Raw genomic sequence first — 12302 nt, forward strand, 5'->3', positions numbered from 1 at the left:
AGGAGATATGCGTGTTGAAACATGTGAAAACTTCAGTCTTGCTGACCCTGGGTCTGCTGCTAATACTGGTATTCCCGACTGCAACGTGGGCCCATTCCAAGCTGGAAACCAGTACGCCCGCGGCGGATGCCAAGCTGACGGAAAGCGTGCAGGAAGTAAGCCTGTCATTTAATGAAAATATCGATGAAAACTTGAGCACGCTCAAGATAAAGAATGCGCAAGGCGAATCGGTTGAAGTAGCAGAGGTCAAGATCAGTCAGAACACCATGCTGGGGACGCTGTCTGCACCGCTTCCATCCGGCTCCTACACGGTGGAGTGGAAAATTGTGGGCGGCGATGGACATCCCGTGGACGGGACATACGCTTTCGAAGTAGATGCCCCGGAAGCGGAAGCCGCTCCGGAGACACCAGCAGTTTCTGAAGAAACGCCTGCGGATACAGGAAACACGCAGGATGAAACAACGCCTGCGCAGGATACCGCTGCGGACAACACGGATCAAACGGCTGGCCAGGATCAGCAGGCAGACAACGCTTCGGCTCCCGAACAATCGGCAGGCAGCGGTTCAACCGTGTGGATCGTCGTCATCGTGATTGTAGCCTTTGTCGCAGGATATTTTGGAATTCGAGCCTCACGGAAGAAAAAATAAATGTCTTACTATTGGTTAAGTGAGCCGTTTCTATATTTAGCCTACGCCATTCTGGCAGGCATCACGGTACTGTCCCTCGTACCGAAAGCATATAAGCCGGACATTTCGGTTCCGGCCTGGCTTGGCCCGGTAGCGGCAGGGGCCATCATCGTATTTGGATTTGTGCCGCTGCTGCAGATCATGATGTTCTTCAAGGATGATATCGGGTTCTGGAAGTCTTTTAACAGCATCATGTTCAAGTTCAGCGAGGGTGAGCGTTACGCCTGGATTCTGGTTCTAGCGATCCTGTTAGCAATTCTGACCATGATCGTCCGCCGGAAGCCGGGTTCCGTATTACGCTGGCTTATGCCTGTTGCCTTGCTGGGCATTGCAGTGGCCATGTCCTCGTTTAATCACGCTGCATCCCTGTTCGAAAGCACAGGACAGCTTGCATTCTTCGGCCATTTTACAGCGATGGCGATATGGACGGGAACGCTGCTGATAACAGGATGGTTCAGTACGGATCAGAGCCGCTGGAGTGCGTTTCTTAGATGGTTCCATCCAACTGCGATCGTCTGTGTCATCATTGTTATCGGATCGGGATTATTCTTGATGACGGCCGTGACGCCGGAGCCGATAAACAGCTGGACGCTGTCTTATGGTCAGGCTCTGCTGGTTAAGCATATTCTCATTCTGCCGCTGTTAGTGTTCGCGTTTGTAAACAGTCATCTCGTCAAGCGCAAGCTGCGCCGGGATTCCGGTTATCATCCGATGGCATGGGCACGAAGTGAGGGTGTTCTGATCTGGTTGATTTATATCGTCACCGGATACATGAACCAGCAGCCTGCTCCGCATGAGGTCATTGATACATTGGCCCTGTATGGCCCTGCTGCAACTTTTGTTTGGTTCCATCCCGGGTTTACGATCGGTGAGCTGGCTTTCACGTGGAGTTGGATAGGAATCCTTAGCCTCTGTCTCGGGCTAGCGCTTCTGTGGAACGTCGTGAACGTATTCCGCAGAAACCGGGCCGCGGCAGGCGCGTTGTTATGCGGGCTCGGCGCCGTTGTGCTCATTTATTGCGGCCTGATGTTCTCGGTTACTACAGTTTAATATCGTTTGAGTTGACAAGATCCTTGCTGTTTACGCGGCAGGATCTTTTTTTTATGATAGGATGAGGAAGCTCAGGCTGGATAAAGATGGTATACTGGCGAGTAAAAGGACCACCTGCACCTACTCTGCGAATGGAGGAAGTTTTATGAAAAAAGAGAGACATATCCGCTTGGCCTCTCATTCGGACGCATCCATCCTGGTCCGGTTAAACTGGGAGTTTAATGAAGTGTTAATGCCGCTGGAGGAAGCTGAACATCACTTAAAACAATCGGATGAAATTGTGGCCATAGCCTATTTAGGCGATGACCCTGTTGGATTTGCCTGTGCTCAGTCCTTCCAATCCTTCTGTTACAGTGAGCTTGTTGGCGAGATAACGGAAATGTACATTCAGGAGCGGGCAAGAAGGCAGGGGCTGGCAGGAATGCTGCTCGTTTTTCTGGAGGATCAATTGATTGCGCGTGGGGTGAAGGCCGTTAAGGTGCTTACGGGTCATGATAACCACCAAGCCATCGGAGTTTATGAGAAATCAGGTTATAAGCGGGAGGATGAAGTGCTTCTGGAGAAAGAGCTTGGGTAATATGTCGCTGTGTGTAACCTGCTAAGCAATGGGAATTTCTCTTATCGATAGGGGATGGAGTGAGCCTGATGTTATGTGATAAAGACCAATACGTTGAAGAATTGCTCATTCTGAAGACAATAGCGGAAAATTTGAACCAGAGCAACGATATGAAGCAAATGCTGCAAACGACACTCGAAAAATTGCTGGATTTAACCCAGCTTGAGACAGGATGGCTTTTTCTGATCGGGGATCAACCACATTATGATCAAATAGCCGATGTCAACCTTCCGCCTGCTTTATCACGGGATAACAAAAAACCGATGCGATGCGGAGACTGCCTATGCCTGCGCTTGTATTGGGCAGGAAATTTAAATGAACCGGTTACGATTATTGAATGTGAACGACTGCATAATGCCAAAAAGGAGTGCTGGGGAGAAACTCACAATCTGACCCATCATGCTACGATTCCCCTCACGGTTCAAGGTAAACGGCTGGGGCTGCTGAATGTGGGTTCGCCAGGCAAAGAGCATTTTAGCGAGGGAGAACTTGCGTTGTTGCAATCCGTTGCCTATCAGATTGGAACGGCGGTCGAGCGGACAAAACTGTCGGAGCAAAGGGAGAAACAGGCGGTGGACAGCATAGCCCGTTTCATCGTCGATTATTATGCCAAGGCAAGCAAAGTAACCAGATATCTATGGAAAATTAACGATATGAAGAGAATGCATGTGGCGATTGTGGAGGAGCTTGCTCATGCATTTGGCTGGCCGACTGTTGCTATGATTACGTCTGACGATGACAACTTGTATCTTCGTGCGGTCCGTCAGAATGAAGTGACGCATAGCTGCAAGGAGTTGGTACGAAAGGCTGCCCATAAGACCGCACGAAAGTCAGGAATCGTACAACGGGCATATGAGGAACAAAACGTAGTGGTGCAAGAAGGCCTGGTCCGGGTGCTTCCCGGCGTTCAGCCCCATACGTATACGGCGGCGATACCATTAAAGCATCTTGAGCGTATTTTTCAGACCTATGAGACGATGGGGGTGCTCTTTATTGGCCGTGAGAGTGGGCCTTTCTCTGAGCTGGAGGTTGAAATCTTAGAGGTGCTGGCGGAGCATATATCATTGGCCATTGAAAAGATATGTTTATATTACGAGTGGCAGGATTTATTGTTGGTTGAAGAGAGGAACCGTTTGGCACGGGACCTACATGATTCCGTCAATCAAAAGCTGTTCTCTCTTTCACTGCTTGCCCAAGGCGTGCGTGAGACGACCTTACATGAGAATCCGCATACGGCGGAGGCAATACACGATATTGGACAGCTTGCCCAGGAAACGCTCACTGAAATGCGCTCGTTAATTTGGCAGCTGCGACCTTCCGGAGAGGCCAAAGGGATATTGGCTTCACTGAAGGACTATGCTGAGAAACTTGGCATACAGCTGACGTTTATCATGAAGGAAATTCCTGTTTTGACGAACCGGGTGGAAGAGTCCTTGTATCGAATTGGGCAGGAGGCATTGAACAATATCAGTAAACACGCGGGTACGAATCGAGCCTGGATCCGAATGGAACAGGACGAGTCCAGTCTATATATGAAAATATCGGATCAAGGCCGAGGATTCAACCCGGGATCGCCCGAACTCTGTCCGCATTCGCTTGGGCTTACCAGCATGAGGGAGAGGGCTTCAGAAATACAAGGAACCTTAAGTATAAGCAGCGAGGAAGGCACAGGGACGATGGTGACCGTAATGGTTCCGTTTTTATCCAAGAAAGAGGTTTGAACTTATGAAGATTAAAGTGCTAATTGTTGATGATCATCTCGTTGTATTAAGGGGGTTGCGTTATTTTCTGCAGACACAGCCCATGATCGAAATCGTAGATCAAGCTCTTAACGGGCTAGAGGCTCTGGATAAGGTAGAGAAGCTGCAGCCTGATGTGGTCCTGATGGATCTGAAGATGCCGGAGATAGACGGAGTCGAAGCCACGAAGCGAATCACAAACAAGTTTCCACATACGAAAGTTATCATTCTTACCAGTTTTGCCGATCGGGATTCGGTTTTGCCGGCGATTAAAGCGGGAGCTATTGGATATCAACTGAAGGATATCGAGCCTAAAGTGCTGGTCGAAACCATCATCGCTGCCGTAAACGGAAATCGCATGCTTCATCCTCAGGTAACGAATCAATTAATTGCCCATGTGGCGACAGATACCGAGCCTGTTAAAGGCATCGACATTCTGACTATTCGTGAGCAGCATGTACTTGAACAGATTACGCTCGGCAGGAGTAACAAAGAAATCGCTGCAGAACTACATATTACCGAGAAAACGGTAAAGACGCATATCACGCATATTCTGGGAAAAATGGAGGTGCAGGATCGCACCCAGGCGGCCTTGTACGCGATAAGGAACCATTGGTTCGACACATAACCCTCAGACTATGGTCGTAGTGTCAGGTCTTATCTTCGGGTAAGGCCTTTTTTGTATGGCTGATTTAGACCAGGGCTGGACGTAACCGGTCTGGAATTGCGTTTAAATGGAACTATAGGGAAACAGAAGTACACCGTCAATGGCTAAAAAGGAGGAATAAACAATGACCATATTAGTTACAGGTGCGACAGGAAAAGTTGGTCGACAGGTGGTAAATGAGCTGCTTAAGACTGGACATCGCGTCAAAGCGCTCAGCCGCTATCCGGCATCAGCCACATTACCTGCTGGCGTAGAAGTGGTTGCCGGTGATCTGAGTAAGCCCGACTCGCTGGTTCCAGCGTTACGGGGTGTGACCGGCCTCCATTTAATCACGACAGGAGCAGGCTACGTCCCGCTTACGACAGGGGAGGAGATTATTCGAATCGCGGAGGCTGCCGGAGTAAAGCGCGTCAGCGTATTGTGGGACGGAAAGAAAGGGACGGTGGAGGAAGCACTAGAATCGAGTAATCTGGAATGGACCCAGCTGCAGCCGGTCGATTACATGTCCAATGTTATGAACTGGAGAGAATCGATACGAACAGAGGGTGTAGTACGCGATATGTTTGGTGATTCGTTAAATGCTTCGATTCATGAGCAGGATATCGGACGGGTGGCTGCAGCGGTCCTGTCGGAGGACGTTCATGTGGGCAAGATTTATCCCCTAACCGGTCCCGAGGCGCTAACGGTTCCTGACAAGGTGCAGATTCTTAGTCACTATATCGGTAAAGCTGTAAAGTTTATTCAGTTAACCGAAGAGCAGGAGCGTAAACGAATGGCCGAACTTGGAGTCGATGAGGGTGTCATCGATTACGTCATCAACTGGTACAAGAATCCACCGATCGAAGCATATACCGTCAATCAAACGGTTGAACAGATCACAGGACGTCCTGCAAGAACGTTTGCCGAGTGGGCGGAAGAGCACGCAAGTTACTTCAAATGGTAAGAAATGAATGAAGGAGGAATGATCATGAATGACGAACGGGCTTCACGTGCGGGACCGCGGGAGTGGATCGGACTGATCGTGCTCAGTTTGCCCACATTGCTATTAGCCCTTGATTTCACGATGCTGCATTTGGCTCTTCCGCATTTGGCTGCGGATCTTAAGCCGAGCAGTGTGCAGCAGCTGTGGATTCTTGACATATACGGCTTCATGATTGCCGGGTTTCTGATTACAATGGGGACGCTCGGTGATCGGATCGGAAGGAGAAGACTACTTCTAATTGGCGCCTTTGCATTTGGCGTTGCCTCGATCGTAGCCGCGTTCTCCACCAGTGCTGGCATGCTGATTGTCACCCGTGCACTGCTCGGTATATCCGGCGCTACCTTGATGCCATCTACGCTTGCACTGATCAGTAATATGTTTAAGGATTCAAAGCAAAGGGCGACAGCTATTAGCGTGTGGATGGTTTGCTTCTCAAGCGGGGCTGTGATCGGCCCGGCCGTAGGAGGAATACTGCTTGAATATTTTTGGTGGGGCTCAGTATTTCTCCTTGGCGTTCCCGTCATGCTTCTCCTGCTTGTGACGGGGCCGTGGCTCCTGCCTGAATACCGCAATTCTGAATCCAAGAAGCTGGACCCCATTAGCGTTATATTGTCGTTTGGCTCGCTTCTCCCCTTGATTTACGGTCTTAAGGACATGGCCAAGGAAGGCATCAGTTTCCTAGCAGCGCTATTATCGATCATTGGTCTCAGTATCGGCTATTGGTTTGTCAGACGGCAAAAAAGGCTGAAAGATCCGCTGCTCGACTTGGGATTGTTCGCATACCGTGGGTTTAGCTGGTCGCTAATCATGATGCTGATGGGTTCGTTGATTGTTGGGGGATTTGTCTTTCTGTTTACTCAGTATTTGCAGATGGTGGAAGGACTTTCTCCGGTGGAAGCAGGTCTGTGGATGATGCCTTATGCCGCCGGCAGCATTATTGGTATATTGGCAGCGCCGATGTTAGCACGAAGGTTTCCCACATCACATCTCATCGCCTCTGGTTTATTGATCTCATCAGTCGGTTATCTCATGGTCATATGGACGGATACGTCATGGGGAATGTTAATCCCCATCCTCGGCAGCGTTCTTCTGCTGATGGGAGTGGGTCCTCTTCAAGTCTTAAGCATGGACCTTATTATCGGATCAGCACCGCCAGAGAAAGCAGGAGCAGCATCTTCCTTGTCGGAAACATGCGGCGAGCTTGGGATGGCACTTGGTATCGCTGTGATGGGGAGTATAGGTACAGTCATTTATCGCAATCGGATGAATGTTCCTGACGGTATTCCGAATGAAGCGGCAGAATCGGCCAGTGATACATTGGCTGCTGCTATGAATGCAGCGGAACAGCTACCTGCAGCGCTTGCCGATGAGATCCAAATGTTAGCTCAAGCGGCATTTGCGTCCGGATTTCAAGTCGTTGGTATTCTGAGCTCCGTTCTATTGATAGGAATCGCAGTAATTTCAATGGCTTCCCTCCGTGATAAAAGCCCTATCAAGGGAAATGAATAACGTTCAAAATCATCAAAGTATATTCAAAAAGCATGATGATCGAGTATTCAGGATCATCATGCTTTCATTATTTGCCGGAGAGTCCCATCGTCTATGAATGCTGAACATCGCTCCGGTATTGACCAGGTGTGAGTCCTGTATTTCGTTTAAACACGGAGTGAAAAGAATGCATGTCCTTATAACCGACCTTCTCGGCAATCGTACTGATTTTGTCCGAAGTGGTGCGCAGCAGCTCGCGGCTCATTCGAATCCGTACGGTTTGCAAATAATGATGCCAGCTCTGGCCTGTATATCGGCGGAACAGCCGCTGCAAGTGGCGCTCGCTGAATCCGCTGATATGTGCAAGCTGCGTCAAAGTGAGCTCATGCATGTACTGCACTTCCACGTATTGAAGGACATCCTGAAAGGAATGGTGCTGCGGCACCGAAGGCATCGTATGTGGATGTTCAATGACACGGCTGAATTCAATGATCAGCTGCAGCAGCAGCGTGTGCAGATAAACGGCAGAACCGCTGCCGGGCATGGCATTTTGTTCATAGAGGGAGCTAAAGAGCCTCTCGAAGCGATCATGTCGGTCCATAATCGCATGGTACCCTAGGGAGCCATCTTCCATGCCTTTCAAAAAGGCAGCCGTATCCGAACCTGTTGTAAAAGCAATCAGTTTGGGCAGCAGCTGTACAGAGAAAATGCAATTATTCACGATGAGCGGCTTCCCGTTTGCAGAAGTGGGCCGGAATACATGAGATATTCCGAGTGGGATATAGAACATTTGACCTTTGCGTACGCGCTGTACCGAGTTCTCCAGGTGATGAAAACCTTCACCCTCCGCAATATAAGCAATCTCCAGAAAATCATGGTTATGGTATGAGCCTGTAAAATTCTCCGCGTTTCGATTCACATACATCAAGGTGTCATCCTGGAAAAAGGTATCTCCATAATAGGTTTCCATGGGTCGCTTCATCATCATTCTCCTTGTCGTTAATAGGGAAAGAATGTCCGTTATGCCTCATATTGTTGTCCGATATCCCCATAATTCCACGTTCAGGTTCACTTATAATAATAGTTGAAACAGGCACGGTTAGGGAAGCGTACATCCCGAGTTGCGGCCTATAAAACTTGATTGTGGCAATAACCTTTAATGAAGGTGAACGGAGGGATAGCCTATGTTCAGCGTTACGGATTTACGATGTGAGTATCAGCATAATCCGATTGGAATCGGCGAGAAGCATCCGCGTTTAAGTTGGAAGCTGGTCTCGGACGAAAGGGCATTCAGGCAAACGGCCTATGAGATTGAAGTTTCGAATGATGATCGTTTTGCTGTGCCCTTTTGGACTTCAGGGAAAGTAGCTTCTTCGCAATCGGTTCATGTGGAATTAAGCGAATGGAGCGTATCGTCTTGTAAGCGCTATATTTATCGAGTCCGCGTCTGGAATCAAGCCGGGGAGGTATCGGAATGGTCGGATGCAGCCTATTGGGAGACGGGTAAACTGCAGGGAGAGAAATGGATAGGGGAATGGATAACGGCACCTAGTTCTTTGCTGCCGGCCGAGTCTCCTCATCTACCGCTCCTTCGCAAGAGCTTCAGCTTGAAGTCGCCCATTGCGAAGGCGAGAATATATGCCTCGGCCTTAGGACTTTATGAACTGGAACTGAACGGGCAGCGGGTGGGAGATTGTTATTTCACACCCGGATGGACGAGTTATGAACATGCGATACAGACGCAAAGTTATGACGTGACGGATATGCTGAATGCTGGCCTAAATGGCATCGGCGCTTGGCTCGGAAATGGATGGTACAGGGGGCAATTGGGATGGGAGGAACGGAGCGCAATCTATGGGAATCGATTAGCCCTTTTGCTGGAGCTGCATATTACGTATGCAGACGGGAGCGAAGAAGTAATTGCAACCGATTCAAGCTGGCAGTCGGCAAAAGGCCCGATCACGATGTCAGAACTCTATCATGGTGAAACCTACGATGCCCGGTTGGAGCTGGAAGGCTTCAGCTCAGGAGATTTTAACTCAAATGATTGGCATGGTATCGAAACGATCGATCACGGGTTTGACATGCTGAAGCCTCAAATTAACGAGCCGGTAAGAGCCATCCAAAAGGTGCAGCCCGTTGAATGTCTGATTACACCCAAAGGTGAAACCGTCATCGATTTCGGACAGAACCTGGTGGGCTGGGTCCGGTTTAGCGTGTCCGGCGCGGAAGGCGCTATCGTGACGCTGCAGCATGCGGAGATACTGGATTCCGAGGGGAACTTGTATACGGAGAACCTCCGAACCGCTAAACAAACCATTCAGTATACGTTAAAAGGTGGAGGACAAGAAACCTATGAGCCACGGTTTACGTTCCAAGGCTTCCGGTATGTCCGCTTAGACGGTTTCACGGAGGAGCAGTTGAGCCGTGGGGTTTTTGAAGCAGTTGTGCTCCATTCGGACTTTGAAGAAATCGGAACGTTTCAGTGCTCAGATCCCATGGTTAATCAATTGCAGAGCAATATTCGATGGGGGCTCAAGGGGAATTTCCTGGATGTGCCCACGGATTGTCCCCAGCGTGACGAGCGGCTTGGTTGGACGGGAGATGCACAGATGTTTATTGGGACGGCGGCCTATCTAGCGAACGTGGCTCCTTTCTTCACCAAGTGGTTATCTGATCTGGCTGCAGACCAGCGTGGCGATGGGGCAGTGCCTTTCGTTGTCCCCCATGTGCTTGGCGATGAGGCCTACGCTTCGGCCGCATGGGGAGATGCAGCGGTCATATGTCCGTGGACGGTATATGTCAGTTATGGCGACCGACGGATATTGGAACGTCAGTATGAGAGCATGAAGAGCTGGGTCTCCTACATTCAGGCTCAGGGGGAGAATGAGTATTTGTGGAATACCGGCTTTCATTTTGGTGACTGGCTGGGACTTGATGCGAAATCCGGCGACTATGTGGGGGCTACAGAGCGGGATATGATAGCGTCGGCATTTTACTGTTATTCGGTAGAACTGCTTAGGAAAACAGCGATCGTATTGGGTCAAGAAAAAGATGCTGCCCTGTATACGGAGCTTAAAGATAAGGTGGTCGCTGCATTTCGCAACGAATTCGTGACCCCGTCAGGAAGGCTAGCGGCTTCGACTCAGACCGCGCATGTGCTTGCGCTCATGTTTGGGCTGCTGGATGAAGATGCGGAAAAACGAGCAGCGAAACGTCTTTATTCGCTGCTGGAGGAGAGTAGATTTCATCTAACGACAGGCTTTGTGGGAACACCCTATATTAACCATGTATTAAGTCAGCATGGCATGCATGACGCGGCCTATAAGCTGTTGCTGCAGAGGGACTATCCTTCATGGTTGTACCCGGTTACGAAAGGCGCAACCACGATATGGGAGCACTGGGACGGTATTAAGGAAGATGGCAGCTTCTGGAGCCGGGATATGAATTCATTTAATCATTATGCATATGGAGCCATTGGCGAGTGGCTGTATCGTACGGTTGCCGGCATACAAACCGTGGAGGAAGCGCCGGGTTATAAGCATATCGTGATTGCGCCCGTGCCGGGCGAAGGATTGACATGGGCTGAAGGCGTGATCGATACGCTGTACGGATCCGTCCGGTCAAGCTGGAGAATGGAAAGTGATGGAGAGTTTCAATTAGAGGTAACCATCCCGCCAAATACAACAGCGGAAATCCGACTGCCAGGTGTTTTTAATGCATCAAGCGTTACAGAAGGAGAGGCGATACCTTTAGACGAAGCGAGCGGGATTCAATCTGCACGTGATGGTGAAGCGGGTGTTGTGATTCAAGCGGGCTCAGGAGAGTATACATTCAGATATGTTTATTCCGATCATGCTGTGCAGTCATGAATAGAAACAGGAAGCATAGAGTTCCTTACCGTGGTGAATTGCGGTAAGGAACTTTTTTTCTCTTCACATAGTCACATTTATGGGCGAATGCACATACAAATACAAAGTGATCTTAAGGAAGCGAGGGGAACTCTGTGGCAGTCATCAAAGCGAATTCGAATGATGTGGATCTTCTGGCAAGATTGATCCGCGCAGAGGCAGAAGGCGAAGGCGAGCAAGGCATGCTCATGGTCGGGAATGTCGGAGTGAACCGGATATTGGGCAACTGCCTGGATTTTCGAAACATCCGCAGCATGAACGATATGGTTTTTCAGAGCCCGGGTGGTTTTGAAGCAACACAGAAAGGCTATTTTTATCAACGAGCTAGGGATCGGGATCGTCGGCTAGCCCAAAGGGTCATTAATGGGGAACGCATATGGCCGGCTAGCAACGCGCTGTGGTTTTTCCGGCCGGCAGGAGATTGCCCGGCAACCTGGTACAATCAGCAGAACACAGGCCGATTCAAAGCACACTGTTTCTTCACCCCGACATATGCCGATTGCCCGTCCGTTTTTTGATTCATGTTATACAACCGCTTAGGCGGGAGTTATAAATTAAAGGAGGAAATTACTTATGTACAATCAAGGTGTGCCACCTGTGAACTTCATGAATGGAGTCCGTTATCCGGGAGTGCCGAACCGCGGGACGGCTGGTTATACGGCGAACGTTCCACCGCAGGTGCCTAGCGGAAGCCCAATGACTCCAGGAGGCACCGTTGTTCCCGCCCCGCAATTCGAACAATCCTACGTAGAGAATATTCTACGACTGAATCTGGGCAAACAGGGAACCTTCTATATGACGTATGAAAACAATTCGCAATGGAATGCCAAGGTGTTCACAGGTGTGGTCGAAGCTGCTGGACGTGATCATATCATTATCAGCGAACGGTCGACAGGCCGCCGTATCATCCTGCTGATGGTAAACCTGGATTATGTCGTGTTCGACGAGCCGCTTCATTATCAATATCCGGGTGTTATCGGCAATCCGCCTCCAACGGCTAGATAATCGATCCGATTGCATAAAGAAAAAACCTTCGTTTACTCAGGCGTAAACGAGGGTTTTTTCTTTATGTTATACTTGGACATATTCAATGTTCATGCGATTTTTTCTATCCAACGCGTGCGGATTCATCGTATTCTATTAACATTTTGAATGTTTATTCA

11 protein-coding genes are annotated in these 12302 nt (G+C 49.5%); 10 read left to right on the forward strand and 1 reads right to left on the reverse strand.

The annotated features are described in order from the left end of the window. Nucleotides 1-11 precede the first annotated feature (11 nt). From ACPV3A_RS25870 to ACPV3A_RS25900, 7 genes are all read left to right on the forward strand, one after another. A complete protein-coding gene (locus tag ACPV3A_RS25870) occupies nt 12-647 on the forward strand; it encodes a copper resistance CopC family protein (RefSeq protein WP_426202080.1) in 636 nt (211 codons plus the stop codon). Then, nucleotides 648-1736 carry a copper resistance D family protein gene (locus tag ACPV3A_RS25875; RefSeq protein ID WP_426202082.1) on the forward strand — a complete coding sequence of 363 codons (1089 nt, stop codon included), beginning with the start codon at nt 648-650 and terminating at the stop codon, nt 1734-1736. A gap of 145 nt (nt 1737-1881) precedes the next feature. Beyond that, on the forward strand, nt 1882-2313 hold the full coding sequence (locus ACPV3A_RS25880; protein ID WP_426202084.1) for a GNAT family N-acetyltransferase: 432 nt from the start codon (nt 1882-1884) through the stop codon (nt 2311-2313). A gap of 68 nt (nt 2314-2381) precedes the next feature. After that, the gene (locus tag ACPV3A_RS25885) at nt 2382-4073 is read left to right on the forward strand and encodes a GAF domain-containing protein (protein WP_426202086.1); all 1692 of its coding nucleotides are present in this window, start codon (nt 2382-2384) and stop codon (nt 4071-4073) included. A gap of 4 nt (nt 4074-4077) precedes the next feature. Continuing rightward, nucleotides 4078-4719 (forward strand): response regulator, encoded by a 642-nt coding sequence (locus ACPV3A_RS25890; protein WP_426202088.1) that lies wholly within the window; start codon nt 4078-4080, stop codon nt 4717-4719. Nucleotides 4720-4882: 163 nt separating this feature from the next. After that, nucleotides 4883-5701 (forward strand): NmrA family NAD(P)-binding protein, encoded by an 819-nt coding sequence (locus ACPV3A_RS25895; RefSeq protein WP_194542123.1) that lies wholly within the window; start codon nt 4883-4885, stop codon nt 5699-5701. 24 nt (nt 5702-5725) lie between these two features. Then, a complete protein-coding gene (locus ACPV3A_RS25900; protein ID WP_426202090.1) occupies nt 5726-7249 on the forward strand; it encodes an MFS transporter in 1524 nt (507 codons plus the stop codon). Nucleotides 7250-7340: 91 nt separating this feature from the next. Here ACPV3A_RS25900 and ACPV3A_RS25905 read toward each other — a convergent pair whose 3' ends face one another. Next, nucleotides 7341-8210: a helix-turn-helix domain-containing protein gene (locus ACPV3A_RS25905; RefSeq protein WP_426202093.1), complete on the reverse strand. Its 870-nt coding sequence runs from the start codon at nt 8208-8210 to the stop codon at nt 7341-7343. Between the two features lie 202 nt (nt 8211-8412). Here ACPV3A_RS25905 and ACPV3A_RS25910 point away from each other — a divergent pair, with 202 nt between their 5' ends. The 3 genes from ACPV3A_RS25910 to gerQ all read left to right on the forward strand — a co-directional run bounded on the left by ACPV3A_RS25910 (nt 8413) and on the right by gerQ (nt 12144). Then, nucleotides 8413-11100 carry a family 78 glycoside hydrolase catalytic domain gene (locus ACPV3A_RS25910; protein ID WP_426202095.1) on the forward strand — a complete coding sequence of 896 codons (2688 nt, stop codon included), beginning with the start codon at nt 8413-8415 and terminating at the stop codon, nt 11098-11100. 134 nt (nt 11101-11234) lie between these two features. Continuing rightward, nucleotides 11235-11657: a cell wall hydrolase gene (locus ACPV3A_RS25915; RefSeq protein WP_194542125.1), complete on the forward strand. Its 423-nt coding sequence runs from the start codon at nt 11235-11237 to the stop codon at nt 11655-11657. An 88-nt stretch (nt 11658-11745) separates the two neighbouring features. Then, nucleotides 11746-12144: a spore coat protein GerQ gene (gene gerQ, locus ACPV3A_RS25920; RefSeq protein ID WP_397376706.1), complete on the forward strand. Its 399-nt coding sequence runs from the start codon at nt 11746-11748 to the stop codon at nt 12142-12144. Nucleotides 12145-12302: the final 158 nt, after the last annotated feature.

The organism is Paenibacillus sp. Dod16, assembly GCF_049893405.1.
Classification (GTDB): Bacteria; Bacillota; Bacilli; order Paenibacillales; family Paenibacillaceae; genus Paenibacillus_AQ.